Origin of the sequence: Nostoc sp. FACHB-888 (assembly GCF_014696655.1) — a bacterium.
Classification (GTDB): Bacteria; Cyanobacteriota; Cyanobacteriia; order Cyanobacteriales; family Nostocaceae; genus Nostoc.
Genome location: NZ_JACJQM010000036.1, coordinates 36,129 through 54,485, shown reverse-complemented (window position 1 = coordinate 54,485; position 18,357 = coordinate 36,129). Strand labels below are relative to the sequence as shown.

The window sequence follows — 18,357 nt, the reverse complement described above, 5'->3', positions numbered from 1 at the left end:
CTTTCTTACAATGCCCTAAATATCAGGAAATATTAGCCAATGCCATACCTTACTTCCGCCCGCGAAATTAGTGCCATTGTTGCTGAATATACCAACGCTAAAACGCTGTGGATAGATACAGAAGTAGCTGACTATAAAAGTCGTAATCCTAGACTATCGCTAATTCAGGTATTAGATGATCCCAAAGATATGAGTGGCGATCGCGTCTACCTTTTAGATGTCTTAGATCAGCCTAATATTATAGCTGAATTTATTGAAAGAATTATGATAAATCCTACTATTGAAAAAGTTTTTCACAACGCCAGTTATGATATAAAACTTCTCGGTAACAAGAAAGCTAAAAATATTACTTGTACTTTGGAACTGGCAAAAAAAATTCCCTACTATCTCTTGCCATTACCTAATTACCAACTCAAAACCATAGCTACGGCACTTTGTAGCTTTAACAATGTCGATAAACAAGAACAAACCAGCAATTGGGGAAAACGCCCCTTAAGTGAAGAACAAATAGAGTATGCTTACTTAGATTGTATTTATCTTGCTCAAATCCACTTAAATTTGTTAGGTTTACAAGCCCAAGCCAGCCCCGAACCTGCAACGGAAGACTTAATCTTACTAAGTAATAGGTACTCACAACTTGAGCAACAATGGAAGTTGATCAATTCCGAATTTGAGCATTTGCAAGAACGGATGAAAAAAGCTATGCAAGCTCAGAATATATCTGAAACTTCTGATCACAAGCTGACTAGTTATGAGCGTACTACAGTCAAAGCTACTTTTTCAGAATTGGCAAGGCTAGCACAAACCCAAGATATTAATTTAGATTTTCCCATCACACTAACTCAAAAACTCCAGAAAGATTTAGGGCAAAATTTGGAGCAACTCTCTGTAGATATTGAAAAAACTACCTCTTGGCGGCTAGCTTCCAAAACTCAAGATAGTGAGACACAGAATGAGTAAACTGTTTACATAGTTACAAATACCAAAATTTATATAGCAATTTTATTTGAGTTATCAAAATTATCGTAGACGCACTGCGTAAAGCCTTCCTTTCTCTACGAGAGGCTGCGCCAATGGTGATGCTAACGTGAACAAGAGGCTTGTCTGCGATACGCTGTGCGAACGCCCCTATATATAACTATTAAATAAAGCTATTGAATATCAGGTAAATTAGTCAATTAATTTTACACTTATATTAAAAGTTAGAAGAATTATTGAGTTAAAGAATTAAAATTTACAGCTTGGTACTAATTTCATTCAGGCGTTGTGGCAGTTTATATTAACTTATGAGACGGCGTTTATTTAGGCAAAAGGGAACAAGGGTAAATACTTTATTTACCATAGCTATTTTTACTACATTGATTGCAATTAGCAGTGTTTCTTGCAGTAAAAATGATAATGTTTTGGTAACAGAAATAAAAGTCACTCCACCTAGCCGTCGTTCAGCTACAGCTTCTATTGGTGGGGAATTTTATCTTCAGGGAAAGAATCAGCATTTAAACGGTGATTTGCAAGCTGCGATCGCTTCTTATGATAAGGCAATTGATCAAAACTCTCAATATGGCGCTGCCTACAACGGACGGGGATTAGTCTACTTTGATTTGGGAGATAAGGAAAAAGCGATCGCAGATTACAATGAAGCCCTTCGCATCAACCCTGACAACGCTGAAGCCTACAACAACCGGGGAAATGCCCGCGCCTCACTAGGAAATAACAGAGAAGCAGTTAAAGATTACAGTGAAGCGATTCGCCTTAATCCTAACTATGCCGAAGCCTACAACAACCGGGGAAATGCCCACGCCACCTTGGGAGAAAAAAGAGGGGCGCTAGATGATTTTGACCAAGCAATTCTCCTCAACCCCAAATATGCGATCGCTTACAATAACCGAGGGAATGCCCGTGCTGCCAATGGAGATCGACAGGGTGCGATCGCAGATTACAATCAAGCCATTCGCTTTAACCCTAACTTTGCTGCTGCCTATAATAACCGGGGAAATGCTCGCGCCACTAATGGAGATAAACAGGGAGCGCTTAAAGACTTGGAACAAGCAGCAAGCATTTTTCAAACTCAGGGTAACAATGACTTATACCAACAAGTGATGAAAAACATCAAAGAACTTGGGCAATAGGTAGAAGGAGTGAGGGAGCAGGGGGAGAAGAGGCATGGGAGCAGGGAGCAGGGAGCAGAGGGGAAAGAGGTAATTTTAATTCTCTCCCTTGCCCCCTGCTCCCTGCCCCTCTGCTTCCTATTGCCTATTCTTCAATCAATGGGCTGCGGAGGTCTTCTACCATAGCTTGAATTTCTGCTGGAGGAGGTGGCGTTAGGCGAGAAACTACTAGGGTAACTGCAAAGTTAATTAGCATACCTAAAGTACCAATTCCTTCAGGAGAAACCCCAAAAAACCAGGGTTGCATACCTCCAAACTTAACGCCGATAATGTAGATTATCGTAAAAATTAAACCCGTCACCATACCGGCGATCGCACCTTCAGAATTAGTGCGCTTGTCGAAAATTCCCAGAAAAATCACCGGGAAGAAACTAGCGGCGGCTAAACCGAAGGCAAAAGCTACCACCTCACTCACAAATCCCGGCGGATTCACCCCAAAATATCCGGCGAGGACCAGGGAAAAACCTACCATGATCCGCCCGACAAATACCCGTTTTTGTTCTGAGGCTGATGAATCTATGATGCGGTAGTAAATATCGTGAGCAATGGAACTAGAAATTACTAGCAACAAACCTGATGCCGTAGACAAGGCAGCTGCCAAACCGCCAGCCGCTACCAAGCCAATCACCCACGGAGGCAGGTTAGCTACCTCTGGGGTGGAAAGCACAATGATATCTCGGTCAATGTTTATTTCATTGGTGTCTTTGCTCGGAGTTAACTGGAGACGCCCATCCTTATTTATGTCATCAAAACCCAAAAGTTTAGTTTTTTCCCACTTAGTCGCCCAGTCTAGCTGCTGTACTTCTGCCACCGTATGATTGTGCAGGGAATCGATCAGGTTGTAGCGGGCAAACATGGAGAGGGCTGGAGCAGTTGTATAAAGAATGGCAATAAATAGTAGTGCCCAACCAGCAGAAAAGCGGGCTGCACGCACACTTTTTACTGTGTAAAACCGGACAATAATATGGGGTAAGCCAGCCGTGCCTACCATCAAAGCAATGGTGGTGAACAGCACATCTAGCATCGACTTGTTCACAAATGGCTCAGTATATTGCTTAAAACCCAGGTCAACTTGGATTTTATTAAGTTTGTCTGCAATATCACTGAAGGTAAATGCTAATTGGGGAACAGGGTTACCAGTGAGAAACCAGGCGATCGCGATTGCTGGAATCAGGTAGGCAAAAATCAACACACAGTACTGTGCTACTTGTGTCCAGGTAATGCCTTTCATCCCCCCTAACACAGAGAAAAAGCCGACGATCACCATACCGATGATCACGCCTGTATTGATATCAACTTGTAGAAAGCGGCTAAAAACAATGCCCACGCCCCGCATTTGTCCAGCAACATAGGTGAGGGAAACGAAAATGGCTGCCACTACTGCGACCAAACGAGCGATATTAGAGTAGTAGCGATCGCCTACAAAATCTGGCACTGTATACTTACCAAATTTCCGTAAGTAGGGAGCCAGTAATAATGCTAGCAGTACATAGCCGCCAGTCCAGCCCATTAAATAAATAGAACCGTCATAGCCCAAAAAAGAAATCAGCCCCGCCATTGAAATAAACGAGGCTGCGGACATCCAGTCGGCGGCAGTAGCCGCACCATTCGCAATTGAAGGTATTCCTTGACCTGCTATAAAAAAGTCTTTACTATTTTCGACTCGTGATTGCCAACCTATATAAATGTAGGCAAGAAAAGAAAGTCCAACCAATACAATAGTCCAAATTTCAACTGACATGGTTTTTCCTCACTTTTTGAGATTGTATTTTTGGTCTAGCTTGTCCATTTGAAAGGCATAAATGAAAATTAAGGCCACAAATACCAGGATTGATCCTTGCTGCGCCATCCAAAAGCCAAAGGGTACGCCAAAAAACCGTATCGCATTCAAAGGTTGAACCAATAAAATACTAAAAACGAGGGAAACCAATGCCCAGACAATTAAAAGATTACGAATTAAAGCAGTATTAGCACGCCAATAAGCACGGCGCTGATTCTCATCCATTGTGGTTTATTATCATTGCGTTAGTGCATCAAAATAATATCAGTAAGCCGTTAATATCCTGCCTAATGAATGTATTAATTTTTAAGTTATTTAGTAATCAATATTTACTTATTGCTCAGTAAGCAAAAAACCAAACTCTGATTTAATATTCCAGCGCTTACCGTGGTGAAGCAGTAGTGTTAATTTGTCGGCAGTAAACTCAAAATCCAACTGGCGCTTTTCAAACTCTGGCCAAGCAGCTTTAAAGTTCTGTTTTGTTAAATCTCGAAATGCAACCGTCATGTGGGGTGCAAAAGGGCGAGTTTTAGAAACCTTGTCAACGATTCCCAAGTTGTTTTCTGTATAAGCCATTAAATCAGCTTGCAAAGTCAAAAGTTCTTGACTTATAACCACATTAATGTATATGACACGAGGCGCAAAGGCATCAAACCCCCTGAGTGTTATTGCTACTGGCTGTTGTCCACTAGCAAATTCCTTTAAAGATGCTTCTAGCAGTGGCAAGTTAGCATCTGCCCATTCAAAGGGTGGTTGCAGGGTAATATGAGGCGGAGATTTTAGCGCCCCGCTACTAGCATAGCAATCGGCAAAGTGCTGCTTAATCTGGTTGGCGTAGTCTTGAATGTCTTGTGGTGGTAAAAGGGCGACAAAAAAACGGCTCATCTATTATTAAAGTGCTTCCCAATTGATTTAACGCTTAACTAAAGATAAAGGCGGTGTCAGCCTCTGCAAAACTTGCTTCAACACCATTACCGTCCAATCCACATCAGCTTGCGTCGTATCACGCCCCAATGTGATGCGAATTCCCCCCAAGGCAGCTTTTTCGGAATAGCCCATTGCTAACAGTATCGGGCTAGGGCTAAGTTTGCCACTGTGACAGGCAGCACCAGCACTAATGCCGATACCTGCAAGGTTCAATTGTCGTACCAAGGTTTTACCACTCAATTTTTCTCCATCAGCGTTTTCTAAGCACATACTGATATGGTGAGGTAAACGATCGCAGGGATGTCCTGTAGGGATTAAACCAGGAATTTCAGCTAATTGGGCAAAAGCGCGATCGCGTAACTCAATCAATCGTGGTGTTTCTGTAGCCAATTCTTGCGCTGCTAATTCTGCTGCTATACCAAAGCCAGCAATTACAGGTACTGCTTGCGTACCAGAACGCAGTCCCATTTCTTGCCCACCACCAGCCAGTAAAGGCATCAATTCCACACCAGGACGCACATACAGTGCCCCTACACCTTGAGGCCCATATATTTTATGACTCGAAAGGCTAAGTAAGTTTACGGGGAGTTGTTGCACATCTATGGGTAAACGTCCCGCAGCTTGCACTGCATCTGTGTGGAACAAAGCACCATGCGATCGCACAATCTTACCTAGTTCTGCGATCGGTTGCACAGTTCCAACTTCACTTTGACCGTAAATTATAGAAACCAAAACTGTATTATGTCGCAATGCTGCTTTCAAATCTAAGGGGTTAACTCTGCCTTTAACATCTACACATAGGCGTGTAACTTCCCAACCCCACATTTCTAGCAACCTTACTGTTTCAGAAATTGCTGAATGCTCCACTGTGGAGATAATTATATGTTGAGGAACAGCATACAACCGAGCCATACCCATAATCGCTAGATTATTTGCTTCTGTACCACCAGAGGTAAAAATTATTGATGCTGGATCGACAGCATTAATTAATCCAGCAACTTGGACTCTGGCTTGTTCCACAACCGTTGCAGCCCGTTGTCCCCACTCATGTAAGCTGGAAGGATTGCCCCACTCTTGGGTAAGGACTGTTTGCATAACTGCGATCGCTTCTTTTCGAGTTGGAGTCGTAGCGCTGTAATCTAGATAAATTTGCATATAACCGATAATGGTGAGAACACACGTTGGTAGTAGGCTGCCGATCTTGTCAGCATATCCAGTTTGAGTGGACAAATCCTGAAAAAATCTCTGTAATTCTGCCTTTAGCAGTGGATTTTTCCCTTTACTTAGAAAGTTATTTTTCTACTTAATTCAGAAGACCAAATTTTGGGAATGATAAATATGTCCCCTCACAATCCACTTTTAACAGATTACAGTGCAACTTTTATCTAGACGAAGGTATTTTTTATATATCTTTTTACTGATGTTTCCCCTTGCTGCTTGTCAACGAGCGCAATCTTTCAATCAGCGTCCAGCAGCTTTACCACAAGATCCGTTAGTTCAAGTTTACTTTAACCATTCTGAGTCTTCAGAATACAAAGAACTTTACCGTCAGCAAACTCGACTTGGGGATGATTTAGAAAAACAGATTGTCGATGCTATCTCTCAAGCTAAATCTACAGTAGATGTGGCGGTGCAAGAATTACGTTTACCCAAAGTTGCCCAAGCACTGGTTGATAAACAAAAAGCTGGGGTAAAAATCAGGATAATTTTAGAAAATACCTATAGCCGACCTTGGAGTAGCTTAACATCTGCTGAAGTAGGTAAGTTAGATAAAAGGGAGCAGGAACGCTACAACGAAGTTCGCAAATTTATCGATATTAACCAAGATAATCAACTTAGTCCAACAGAAATAAATCAAAGAGATGCTTTGATAATTTTGCAGAATGCCAAAATTCCTTGGATAGATGATCAAGCAGATGGTTCTGCGGGTAGTAGTTTGATGCACCACAAATTTGTGATTGTGGATAATCGCATCGTAATTATAACTTCTGCCAATTTTACTTTGAGTGATACTTATGGTGATTACACAAATTCCAGCAGTTTAGGCAATGCTAATAACTTATTGCAGATTGACAGTTCGGAATTAGCATCTTTATTTACAGAAGAGTTTAACTTCATGTGGGGAGATGGGGCAGGAGGTAAGCCAGATAGTCAATTTGGTATACACAAACCAATGCGTTTACCTAAACAAATAACTTTAGGTAACACCCAAATTACTGTGCAATTTTCGCCTACTTCCCCAACTCAACCCTGGAGTAACAGTAGTAATGGTTTGATTGGCAAAACTTTAGATTCAGCAACCAAATCTATTGATATGGCGTTATTTGTCTTTTCCGAACAGCGCCTTGGCAATATCTTAGAAAATCGCCATCAACAAAGTGTACAAATTCGCGCTTTAATTGAACCACAATTTGCCTATCGTCCTTATAGCGAGGCATTGGATATGATGGGGGTTGCTCTTAGTAACAAATGTAAATATGAAGTTGATAACCATCCTTGGCAAAATCCAATTACTACTGTAGGCGTACCTGTTTTACCCAAAGGTGATTTATTACATCACAAATTTGGTGTTATTGATAGCCAAACAGTAATTACAGGTTCTCATAATTGGTCAGATGCTGCCAATAACAGTAACGATGAGACACTTGTAGTGATTGAAAATCCTATAGTTGCTGCCCATTATGTGCGCGAATTTGCTCGTCTTTATACCAAAGTTAAACCCGGTTTACCACCAGGAATTCAAGAAAAAATTAAATTAGAACAAATACGCTGTCCCCAAATCAAAAGTTCTTCATCAACTGAACTACAAGAAATTAAACAAATAAATATCAACATTGCAAGTCTAGAAGAATTAGCAACTCTCCCTGGTGTGGGTAAGAAGTTAGCACAACGGATAATTATTAGCCGTCAACAGCAAAAATTTACATCTTTACAAGACTTGGAAAGAGTTCCAGGAGTTAGCGCTAAAACTGTAGAGAAATGGCGCATAGGCGCGGCCCTTCGTAGATATCGCCTGATTTGGTAGGGGTACGGCACATTGATGTCAACTTAAGGTAAAACCTAAGCTTAAGTTGACACCAATGGTGCCGCTACTATTCCACACTATTAAAATCGGCTATACAGCACTTTGTAACTAAATGAGGTACAGAACCAAGGATTCACAAATCAAATTATTCTTCCTCCTGCCTCCTGCCTCCTGCCTTCTGCCTCAAAACCAGTGACTTTGTACCTCATGCAAAAAAACTGCTGTATTGCCCCTACGAAGCATTTTGCAGCTCAGCAGTACGGACTGAAAGCTGCTGTGTCTGATTACCCCGTTGCACTTTCACCTGTAATACTTGACCAAGGCGGCTGTCTTCCACTAAATTCTGCAATTGTTCAGCGCTGGTAATTGGTTTACCATCAATTTGAAGAATTACATCTCCGCGTCGGATACCGGCAGATGCAGCTGGAGAATTGGGGACAACTCGCATTACAAAAACACCATTAATTTCTGGTATCTGAATAGGAGAGTTGGGATCGGTGTTATTTTGCTTGGCAAGTTCGGGTGTTAAAGTTAGCATTTGCACACCTAAATAAGGGTGAGCAACTTTGCCATCACGTTGTAGTTGGGCTGCGATCGCTTTAGCTTTATCAATAGGAATGGCAAACCCAATACCCATCGCGTCAGGACGAATGGCTGTGTTAATGCCAATCACTTCACCTTGGCCATTTAATAGCGGCCCACCAGAGTTACCAGGGTTAATGGCAGCGTCTGTCTGAATGAAATCCAAGCGTTTGTCGTTAATGCCGACTTGGGCGCTGGAACGTTTGAGAGTACTGACAATTCCCAAGGTAACGGTGTTATCAAATCCCAAAGGATTACCAACTGCGATCGCCCAGTCTCCTACTTGGACATTACTGGAAGAACCCAAGGGCGCTACTGGCAAATCGTTACCAGCATTAATTTTGACTACTGCCAAATCTGTAACTTCATCAATACCTTGAACTTTCCCTTCAAAGGTGCGACCATCTTTGAGCCGGACTGTTACTTTATCAGCTTTATCGACCACATGAGCATTAGTCAGAACTAACCCACTCTTGTCAAGAATAAAACCTGAGCCTACACCGCGTAACTGCTGCTCAGGAGGCATCTGTTGAGAGAAACCGTCACCAAAAAACCGACGGAAAAAGGGGTCTTCCATAAATGGATCAACGCGACGAGTAATTGTGCGCTCAGTATCAATCCGAACAACTGCTGAACCAACACGATTTACTGCTGTTGTGACAAAGCTACTGCTACCGATCGCAGCAGTGGCTGGTGATTGCCGTTGGGCAATCAGTTGCGAAGTATCTCCAGCAGTTACTGTGGGTGCGGGTTCGGCTTGGGAGGGCAAAACCTGCAATGTGCTAACGGTTAGCAAAACTCCTAGCGCGATCGCTAAAACATGACTACTGAGTTGACGTATAGACCGGGATGATTTCGGAAATCGCATAATCACAACCTAATTTATAAGCTTAATTGTTGCTTAGTCGTGACCGAAGTGGCAGGGGAGCAGGAAGCGAGGCATTTTGCGAACTACTTGTAATCAACTTAATTGAAAATTTAACCCAAAAGCTATTATGGACATTTACCCTTTACAAGTTCGGTTTTTACCCATTAATAAAACTTTTGGATTTCTAAATAATACTAGTACCGTAAGGCGGAAGTCAAAAATAAAAAGTCAAAAGGTTTATTGAATAAGCTCTTTAGGACTTTTCAATGGTCTGCTTATTTACGCCGTGCTGTACTAGACCCTTCGAGGTAGTGACACACATCAAAAGGAGGTAAGAGATCGTAGACACCCATACTTACTTTTAGTTCAAAACCTTGTCAGATGTGACTCTAGACGATGAACTAACTTTTGAATAAAATTTCATTTCGAGTGGCTGCGCCTAGCTGGGGTAAAGAGTTGATGGCTGAGTGGGGAGTGAGATTAACAGGAACAGTCAAAGGTAGTTGTAATTGTTTTACAACATTTTGCAGTAGTTGGTCTTGTCCAGTCCGCAAACCCCAGACATTTGTCCCACGGTTGATAATAGCAAACCAAACCAAACCGCGATCGCGTGTGGGCATCACTCCAGCTAAAGCGCTCACATCCCGAAGAGTACCAGTTTTGATTACAGTTGCGGCCGGAATGTGTCTGGAGTGTAGTGTCCCCCGCTGATCAAATCCAGACATGGGGAACAAGTCAGCCAGATTCAATTGATGGGCAGCTGCTTCTTTTTGAATAGCCATCAACATCGCACAAGCAGCTCTGGGAGAAATACGATTTTCCGGTCCCAATCCAGAACCATTGATTAACTGAATTTCTACTTGTGGCACCCTAGCAAGGTTAGCAGCAGTTGACTGCACTACAGTGGCTCCTCCCACTGAGTCTGCCAGCATCTCTGCCATCTCGTTGTTACTGTAAACATTCATTTCTTTGATTAATTGCTTCAAGGGCAGTGAGCGATGACGCAGTAACAAAGTTTGTCGAGGATTTGGTTGCGCTTCAACTTTCACAGCACCCGCAATCACAACTTCAGGCTTGGGCGTTCCCTTGGGCATGATTGAGTGTATATAAATAGCGGGACGGCCCCAAGTAGCACGATTTAGTGTTTGCTTGAGCATCAGACCCGCCAGCATCGGCTGACGTTGGAAATTCATGGCAAAATTGCCAGTAATGATCAAATTTCCCTTTACCTGCTTGATGCCCATTTTATTGAGAGTATTGCCAAGAGCGATCGCTTCTTCCCAAACAAACAAAGGATCACCACCACCAGTAATCACCAAATCGCCCTGCACAACCCCATTTACTACTCGCCCAGTAGCACTGACTAAGGTATCAAATTGGAAGTCTGGTCCCCAAGTCTTCAAAGCAACTAGTGAAGTGGCAATTTTGGTTAAAGAGGCAGCCGGCAGAGGAGTTGTACCTTGGTGATTTGCCATTAGCATCGGCCCCGACTGCATCCAAATCCCCTGACTCTCAGCCAGATTTTGGGCTATTAGTTTCGATGTTACTAACTGTTTCAGATATTGCTGCACCGTAGTCGCCCCAGCTGGATTGGGATCAGGGGCAAGAACCAAGCCAGGGCTACTTTGCCAAGTCAAAGCATCTAAGGCATCTAGAGGTTTGATTTGTACCCCGGCCATCTCTAGCCAGAGCGACACTAAACCTGAACCCAATAATTCCAGCATTTTTTATTCCTCTGTTAGGATTTGAGTTTACTGTGCTAATATACAAGCTTTTTTACAAGAATCAGTATTGAGTCATAATAACTGCTGTTTTTCTAATCTGTAAGTAGGGTGAATAATATTGTTTTCACGGCTCCTTTGACAATGTCAAAGTGCCCATTGATCATGAAGATAGCCGCATAAATTAAATTCGCAATTCGCAATGGGCTAACGCCCCGCTCCGCTAACGCAATTCGCAATAAAAATCAAAATAGTTTGTAATTCGTAATTCGTAATTGAATTAATTAAGGATTCATACCCCGACTAATTATAGAGCAGCAATTTTAGAATTTAGTATGGGACTCAAACCCAAAAATTACTTTAGCGTAGCGCGTTCGCTCTTAGCGTCTCAAAGAGAAGGAGTCCGCGAACGTAATTACGAATTACGAATTATGAATTAGTTAAGGCCTACTTTCTTTCTGGATGCGCTGCATCTTCTGGTGAAGGCGTACCCATCTGGTTGATTGTGGCAATCATCTGATACAAGCGCCCCAAGTCACGTTGATTAAAACACAAAATCAGCCGGGGTAGTCCAACAGTTTCATCTTGTGCTTCTTGGGGTAATGCCTGACTTTTTTCAATCCGCCCTTGAATAATAATGTCGCTGAAATTAGCATTGAGTTGCTCTACCTGAGTATCTGATATATCTGTCTTCAGACGGATGACTAATTTATTGCTTACATATCGGCAGGAGTGATAAACCTGGTAAAAACGGGTAATAGCATCACAAGCCACATCCACGTTATCCGTCACCGTATAAAGGTTGGGGTCTTCAGGACTGACAAGACCATTTTGCACTAGTTGCTTATCAATATATTCGCTCCAAGATCGCCAATAATCGCCACCAGGGTGATCAATTAAAACTACAGGTACTGGCCCAAATTTACCAGTCTGGCTTAATGTCATACATTCAAAAGCTTCATCTTGAGTGCCAAAACCTCCAGGAAACAAGGCTACAGCATCACTTTCTTTGAGGAGAAACAGCTTGCGGGTAAAGAAATATTTGAAGTGAACTAGCTTAGGATCACCTTCTATAAACGGGTTCGCTTCTTGCTCAAAGGGTAACTGAATGTTTAATCCAAAAGAATTTTCTCGCCCAGCCCCTTCCTGACCCGCTTGCATGATTCCACCGCCACCGCCTGTCATCACCATAAATCCTAATTGAGAAACAGCGCGAGCAAACTTAAGAGCCATTTGGTAATCTGGTGTATCTGGCGCTAAACGAGCAGAACCGAAGATGGTGACTTTGCGAACGTGTCGGTAATCATAAAATAGCTGGAAACCCCTCTCCATATCTACTAATGCAGCCGACAAGATTTTCCAATCGAGACGTTCAATTTCGGTATCAGCTAGACGAAGAATAGTAGCAAGTGCTTGCTGAATAAATTGCCGATTTTTTAATGTCGGTAAGCGAACGATCAATTCAGCGATATCCGCCTGTAAAGACTCTAATGTGTCAAAAGACGCAGATGAGGTCATGAGAACTGCTGCAACAATGGCACTATATTTTACGTGAACTACTCACACTCTAGCAAGCGGGATATAGGCATCTTATGTACAGTTAACATACTCAGAGCGGGCTTCGAGCTAGTATTCATCACTGCTTAAGCTCAGATCCCCATCTTTTGAGATCGGAACTCAAAAGTTGGTGTTCGGAACTCGGAAGTTCGTGTTCAGAAGTCGGAAAGTCGTGTTCGGAACTCGGAAAGTCGTGTTCGGAACTCGGAAAGTCGTGTTCATAACTCGAAAAGTCGTGTTCATAACTCGAAAAGTCGTGTTCATAACTCGAAAGTTGCTGTTCAAAGCTTGGATTTTACCTTCCCCTTGTCCCCTTGTCCCCTTGTCCCCTTGTCCCCTTGTCCCTCTTACCTCCTCATCTCAATTCAGCCCTAATTCTTCCTTCAATGCCTCCGGCACATTCACTGCTGTCTCTAATCCCCGCACACCTTCCCACTGCTGCTTTTTACCCCAGGTCATTTTTTCCATATTGGCATCGCTGAGGTCGGCACCACCGAGAATGGCGTAGCTGAGGTTACTATGACTGAGATCCGCACCGTTGAGCATAGCACCACTGAGGTTACTGCCACTGAGGTTAGCACTGTTAAGGTTGGCATAGCTGAAGTCTGTACCGAAGAGGATCGCGTCGGTGAGGTCGGCACCACTGAGGTCGGCTTCGCTGAGAAGCACCCCACTCAGGTCGGCTTCGTTGAGAATAACCCCACTCAGGTCTACACCGCTAAGGTCTGCGCCTAAGAACATTGCACCGTTGAGTCTGGCGTTGTTAAGCTTGGCACCGTTAAGTTTGGCATAGCTGAGGTCAGCGGCCATGAGAATGGCATCACTAAGGTTGGTACTAAAAAGAATTGTGTCACTGAGGTTAGTACCATTGAGGATGGCGTGACTCAAATCAGCACCACTGAGGTCAGCGCGACAGAGATCAGCATGGTTAAGGTTGGCGCTACAGAGGTTGGCTTCACTTAGATTCGCACCGAAAAGGATGGCGTTACTTAGGTCGGCATGGCTAAAGTTAGTGCTGCTGAGGTCAGCGCGGTTGAGGTCGGCACGCCTAAGTTCGGCGCGGCTGAGGTTGGCGCTGCTAAGGTCAGCACGGTTGAGGTCGGCGCGGCTAAGGTTGGCACAGCTAAGGTTAGCACCGCTAAGGTTGGTGCTGCTGAGATCGGCACTACTGAGGTTAGCACCACTGAGGTTGGCACTGCTGAGGTTGGCATCGCCGAGGTTGGCACCGCTAAGGTTGGCACCACTGAAGTTTACGCCAGTCAAGTTGGCATCGCCGAGATAAGCAAGGCTTAGATCAGCCCCCCTAAAGTCTGCACCGATGAGGTTGGCATCGCCCAGATAAGCACCTCTAAAGTTTCCGCCTTTGAGGAATTGCCCGACTATATTACTAAAATTACCAATTTCCAGGGCATCACTATAGTTGATGATCCGCAGCAGTTGGGATGTGAAAAAATTGTCTGTATCTGGTTGAGCAGATGGAAAAAAAGTGATTTTTTGTTTGAGTTCATCTCGCTCTTGGGCGTAACGGTGTAACTCTAACAGTAAAATCAATACGTTCAGCCCTGTATATATGTCTACCTGCCTCAGCCCGATCGCAATATTTTGTGCCGCTAGCTTTATCATTGTTTTCTGAGGTAGGTTATCATCTGGTGTCTCATCGATAAATTCTCCCTGACACCAGCGACGATAAAAATCTTCTAGCCGCCAAAAAAGCAGTTCTGGGCGATTTTTTTGACTATTCACAACCAATTCCATTAGTTGGTTAACTATTTCTGGTTTTAGCGCCAGATTTCCCAGTAAATCATAAATCTCTTCATGCATCTGGCGATCGCACACTCCGAAAGAGAACCCAGAAGCTAGTGCGTCAGATGTCTGATCAACTATCTCAGAAGTAAAACTGCTCTTTGGTATTGTCCATTTTTCTAAGCTTTTTTGCAGTCTTTGAAACCATAAATCTTCTTGTAAATTATCTTGAGCAAAATTAACGCTTTTATATGGTTCTTTAATACTTTTTCCTAGAGGTAAAACTGCTTCGGTTTTTACAGATGTGGTCTTTGGCATCTCTTCTAACCTTATATCCCTCACATAATTTCTCAGCAGTTGCCAGACTTGAGATAAATATGTTGACATTTCTGTGTCCGTTGTTACATTTAAATTACTGTTTTGATAATTCTGAATTAAAAATTTTTCTATGCTGGTTTGCTTTTCATTGCCGGAAGTTAATAGTATCAATAAATACTACACGATAAATATCATCCGTTGGCGACATCTGCACTGGTATATACCGACGGTGTTCCTGGAGGTCGGCTTCTTGCTAACCCGTAGTAAGCTTAAGCTTCTTTTGCTGATGCAAATGAAGTGTGATCAAAAAAATTATTTCAAAAATCAAGTAATTTTCCACCTTTGGCTAATTTGTTATACTTTTTTCCCAAAATATTTATTAGTCTGATGTAAAAATAATACTTACTGTTTGTGAGAGTTGCAATTGTCAGGAAAAATCCTACTGGACAACAGTGTGAATCTTGTTGAAGAATAGCAACTAAAATTGAAGTCTAAAGTTTGCTGCTTGATATAAAGCAGTTTAGAGAATCTGCAAAAAGCAGGCTACATAGCTTTGCAAAAGTTAAAAATTAATGACGAGATAGCTATCGGGGATACATGGTATGAAGAACAGATTAACTTTTTATATGATTTTGTTACATGGTTTATTTTTAGGAGTAGCAACAGCTAGCGCCAAGTCACCGTCTGTTAACATTGATACAGAGTTGTCAGCTAACCGTAAAGCTGCGCGGGTTGTAGAAGCCGTAGTAACAGCCAGAAGCAAAGAGAAATCCAATAGTCAGTTAAAGATAGAAACTTCTTCAACTAAAACCTCAGCATTATCGCTAAACAATATCAATATTTCTCAGAAGCAGACGCTACCTTCAGGGCAAGTTTGGGTGGTTAATCAAAATAAACACGCACAGCCTCAACCGTTTATTTGGGTAGTGGAAGATCTTAAAAAAGCAGGACAGCAACCATTTTTACAAGTTGCAAAACCCGCAGAAAAACCTAAACCTGGCAAAACACCAACATCAACGGCAAAGGATGATTTAGAGCCGTTTGATGAAGTAATCAAAGACACGCAAAAGTCAGGAGGATTGTTCACTCTTTATCGTAATAAAGAAAAGAATAAAATTTATTTAGAAATTAAGCCAGAGCAACTTAACAAAAATTACTTAGCTACGGCAACTCTGGAATCGGGTATTGGCGAACGAGGTATTTACAGTGGTATGCCTCTACAAGATTTTTTGTTTTATTTCCAGCGCGTGGATGATAAATTAAACTTTGTCATCCGCAATGTTAATTTTCGCACTCGTGAGGGAGATCCTCAAGTGCGATCGCTAGCCCGGTCTTTTAGTGATTCTGTTCTCTACAGCATTTCCCTTAAAAGCATTCATCCAGAACGCAAAACTCTTCTTATCGACTTAGGAGATTTGCTACTGAAAGATTTAGGTGGATTAGCTGGAAGTTTAGGAGTCCCAGAAACCACAGACCAATCTTATTTTGGTACTGCTAAAGCTTTTCCCCAAAACTTAGAAATTGAGTCAGTTTTAAATTTCTCTGGTGGCAGTAGTAGTGACAGTGAAGTGGCAAAATTTGCATCGCTAGCTGATAACCGTGGTTATACCCTGCGTGTTCACTACAGTCTCTCCCAACTACCCGATAAAAATTATCGCCCGCGCATTGCTGACGAACGCATCGGCTATTTCATCACCGCCTACCAAGATTTATCCAAAGACGATCGCGGCGATTCTTTTGTCCGCTACATCAATCGCTGGAATTTGGAAAAACAAGACCCGAAAGCAGCAATTTCTCTACCCAAAAAACCGATTGTATTCTGGATTGATAACGCTGTGCCCTTAGAGTACCGCGATCCTATCAAAGAAGGCGTTTTAATGTGGAACAAAGCCTTTCTTAAAGCGGGATTCAAGGATGCAATTGAAGTTCGCCAAATGCCAGATGATGCCACATGGGACCCAGCAGATATTCGTTATAACACGATTCGCTGGATCAACACAGTAGATGGTTATTTTGCAATGGGGCCATCTCGCGTTAATCCATTGACTGGGGAAATTTTGGATGCAGATATTCTTGTAGATGCTAGCTTCGTGCGAGTACTCAAGAGTGAGTATCGCAAAATCGTCCAACCTAGCCAAACAGAAAATCGCACCACTTTATCAGCTTTGATGCAAAATCGTCTACTTTGCGCCAATGGTTTAGATGCAAAAAATAACGGTGTCCCCCAGCAGATGCAAGGAAAACAAGGGTTGTTGAGTCGTTTATCGAAAATGGCAGGCGAGTACGATTTATGCTACGGGATGGAAGCTGCTAACCAGTTTGCCGTTGGTTCACTGGCAATGTCACTGCTGCCAGAGACGACGGCCACTCCAGACCAGATGAAACAATATATCAACGAATATTTACGTTTAATCATCGCTCACGAAGTTGGACATACTCTTGGTTTGCGCCATAATTTCCGTGGTAGTACACTGCTATCACCACAGGAGATGAATAATACGGAAATTACCAAAACTAAAGGTCTGACAACTTCGGTGATGGATTATATTCCTCCAAATATTGCCCCTCAAGGGACAAAACAGGGAGATTATTTTCCCAGTATGGTGGGGCCTTATGATGAGTGGGCGATTAAATACGGCTACCTATCAATTCAGACATCAACTCCCATAGCAGAAAAGCCAATTTTAGAGGAAATTGCTGGACAATCCTACAAGCCAGAGTTGAGTTATTCCACAGATGAAGATGTGTATGACCTTGACCCCACAGCCGATGCTTGGGATAACAGCGGCAATGTGCTGCTTTATTCTCAGTGGCAGTTGAATAATTCGCGGGTGATGTGGGAACGTCTCGATAAGCGTTTCCCAATGGCTGGTGATAGTTACAGCGATGTGAGCGAACGTTTTAGTACAGTATTGGGTAACTATTTTCAGCAAATATATTACACGACAAAATACATTGGGGGACAGTCTTTCTCTCGCATTCATCCTAGCGAGACTCCTTCCGGGAACACCTCCGAAGTCGGCCAACGCCGACTACCATTTGAACCAGTACCAGTTGAAGAACAACGACAGGCTTTAGCAACGCTGCAAAAATATATATTTGCAGAAGATGCCCTGAGCTTTTCCCCAGAACTACTGAATAAATTAGCACCTTCCCGTTGGCGACATTGGGGTAGTACACCGCAAGTTGGTCGTTTGGATTTTCCAATTCATGACTTAGTGCTATTCATGCAGGGTTCTGTGTTGCGGGATTTACTCTCAGGCGATCGCCTTTCTCGTCTCAAGGATATCGAACTGAAAACGAAGCTCGAAAATGCACTGACTCTACCAGAACTATTTGAAACTTTGCAGTCAGGTATCTGGACAGAAGTAATCCAACCAAAAGGCAAACCAATGAAGATTGCTAGCTTACGGCGAGGCTTACAGCGACAATACCTAGACATTTTGACTGGTATGGTGTTGCGAAAAGAATATGTGCCAGAAGATGCTCGTACTTTAGCTTGGTATAAACTTAGACAACTTAATGATAAGCTCAAAGAGGTTAATTCAGATGATGAATATACCAAAGCGCACTTACTAGAAACGCGCGATCGCATCGAGAAAGTATTAAATGCGCCGTTGCAAGCGAATTAAAAAAGTTGTAGAGACGCGATTAATCGCGTCTCTTCG

General features: G+C 42.8%; 12 protein-coding genes. 4 read left to right on the top strand and 8 right to left on the bottom strand.

Annotated elements, in window-relative coordinates:
* The first annotated feature begins 39 nt into the window (after positions 1-39).
* Together H6G26_RS21475 and H6G26_RS21470 are read left to right on the top strand one after the other, a co-directional pair.
* The gene (locus H6G26_RS21475) at positions 40-960 is read left to right on the top strand and encodes a ribonuclease D (protein ID WP_190731180.1); all 921 of its coding nucleotides are present in this window, start codon (positions 40-42) and stop codon (positions 958-960) included.
* 326 nt (positions 961-1,286) lie between these two features.
* Entirely contained in the window at positions 1,287-2,129 is an 843-nt protein-coding gene (locus H6G26_RS21470; protein WP_190731179.1) for a tetratricopeptide repeat protein, read from the top strand.
* Between the two features lie 124 nt (positions 2,130-2,253).
* Here H6G26_RS21470 and H6G26_RS21465 read toward each other — a convergent pair whose 3' ends face one another.
* The 4 genes from H6G26_RS21465 to H6G26_RS21450 all read right to left on the bottom strand — a co-directional run bounded on the left by H6G26_RS21465 (position 2,254) and on the right by H6G26_RS21450 (position 6,030).
* On the bottom strand, positions 2,254-3,909 hold the full coding sequence (locus H6G26_RS21465) for a sodium:solute symporter family protein (RefSeq protein WP_190731178.1): 1,656 nt from the start codon (positions 3,907-3,909) through the stop codon (positions 2,254-2,256).
* 9 nt (positions 3,910-3,918) lie between these two features.
* Positions 3,919-4,173, bottom strand: coding sequence for a DUF4212 domain-containing protein (locus tag H6G26_RS21460; protein WP_190731177.1), 255 nt, complete (start codon positions 4,171-4,173; stop codon positions 3,919-3,921).
* 108 nt (positions 4,174-4,281) lie between these two features.
* On the bottom strand, positions 4,282-4,833 hold the full coding sequence (locus H6G26_RS21455) for a 2'-5' RNA ligase family protein (protein ID WP_190731176.1): 552 nt from the start codon (positions 4,831-4,833) through the stop codon (positions 4,282-4,284).
* Positions 4,834-4,860: 27 nt separating this feature from the next.
* A complete protein-coding gene (locus tag H6G26_RS21450) occupies positions 4,861-6,030 on the bottom strand; it encodes a cysteine desulfurase family protein (protein ID WP_190731196.1) in 1,170 nt (389 codons plus the stop codon).
* Between the two features lie 217 nt (positions 6,031-6,247).
* On the opposite strand from H6G26_RS21450, the gene H6G26_RS21445 reads away from it, so the two are divergent.
* Positions 6,248-7,900, top strand: a complete 1,653-nt coding sequence (locus H6G26_RS21445) for a DUF655 domain-containing protein (protein WP_347242488.1) — start codon at positions 6,248-6,250, stop codon at positions 7,898-7,900.
* Positions 7,901-8,132: 232 nt separating this feature from the next.
* Here H6G26_RS21445 and H6G26_RS21440 read toward each other — a convergent pair whose 3' ends face one another.
* The 4 genes from H6G26_RS21440 to H6G26_RS21425 all read right to left on the bottom strand — a co-directional run bounded on the left by H6G26_RS21440 (position 8,133) and on the right by H6G26_RS21425 (position 14,758).
* Complete coding sequence (locus tag H6G26_RS21440) at positions 8,133-9,350, bottom strand: HhoA/HhoB/HtrA family serine endopeptidase (RefSeq protein WP_190731175.1); 1,218 nt, start codon at positions 9,348-9,350, stop codon at positions 8,133-8,135.
* Positions 9,351-9,751: 401 nt separating this feature from the next.
* Positions 9,752-11,074, bottom strand: coding sequence for a D-alanyl-D-alanine carboxypeptidase (locus H6G26_RS21435; protein WP_190731174.1), 1,323 nt, complete (start codon positions 11,072-11,074; stop codon positions 9,752-9,754).
* Positions 11,075-11,518: 444 nt separating this feature from the next.
* Positions 11,519-12,589, bottom strand: a complete 1,071-nt coding sequence (locus tag H6G26_RS21430) for an LOG family protein (RefSeq protein WP_190731173.1) — start codon at positions 12,587-12,589, stop codon at positions 11,519-11,521.
* 399 nt (positions 12,590-12,988) lie between these two features.
* The gene (locus H6G26_RS21425) at positions 12,989-14,758 is read right to left on the bottom strand and encodes a pentapeptide repeat-containing protein (RefSeq protein WP_190731172.1); all 1,770 of its coding nucleotides are present in this window, start codon (positions 14,756-14,758) and stop codon (positions 12,989-12,991) included.
* A gap of 533 nt (positions 14,759-15,291) precedes the next feature.
* Between H6G26_RS21425 and H6G26_RS21420 the strand changes: the two genes are divergently transcribed.
* Positions 15,292-18,321, top strand: coding sequence for a zinc-dependent metalloprotease (locus tag H6G26_RS21420; protein ID WP_190731171.1), 3,030 nt, complete (start codon positions 15,292-15,294; stop codon positions 18,319-18,321).
* Positions 18,322-18,357: the final 36 nt, after the last annotated feature.

Coding starts and splice junctions, on each gene's coding strand:
- H6G26_RS21465 (WP_190731178.1), bottom strand. CDS start 3,909: ATGTCAGTTGAAATTTGGACTATTGTATTGGTTGGACTTTCTTTTCTT.
- H6G26_RS21440 (WP_190731175.1), bottom strand. CDS start 9,350: ATGCGATTTCCGAAATCATCCCGGTCTATACGTCAACTCAGTAGTCAT.
- H6G26_RS21435 (WP_190731174.1), bottom strand. CDS start 11,074: ATGCTGGAATTATTGGGTTCAGGTTTAGTGTCGCTCTGGCTAGAGATG.
- H6G26_RS21425 (WP_190731172.1), bottom strand. CDS start 14,758: ATGTCAACATATTTATCTCAAGTCTGGCAACTGCTGAGAAATTATGTG.
- H6G26_RS21460 (WP_190731177.1), bottom strand. CDS start 4,173: ATGGATGAGAATCAGCGCCGTGCTTATTGGCGTGCTAATACTGCTTTA.
- H6G26_RS21420 (WP_190731171.1), top strand. CDS start 15,292: ATGAAGAACAGATTAACTTTTTATATGATTTTGTTACATGGTTTATTT.
- H6G26_RS21450 (WP_190731196.1), bottom strand. CDS start 6,030: ATGCAAATTTATCTAGATTACAGCGCTACGACTCCAACTCGAAAAGAA.
- H6G26_RS21430 (WP_190731173.1), bottom strand. CDS start 12,589: ATGACCTCATCTGCGTCTTTTGACACATTAGAGTCTTTACAGGCGGAT.
- H6G26_RS21455 (WP_190731176.1), bottom strand. CDS start 4,833: ATGAGCCGTTTTTTTGTCGCCCTTTTACCACCACAAGACATTCAAGAC.
- H6G26_RS21475 (WP_190731180.1), top strand. CDS start 40: ATGCCATACCTTACTTCCGCCCGCGAAATTAGTGCCATTGTTGCTGAA.
- H6G26_RS21470 (WP_190731179.1), top strand. CDS start 1,287: ATGAGACGGCGTTTATTTAGGCAAAAGGGAACAAGGGTAAATACTTTA.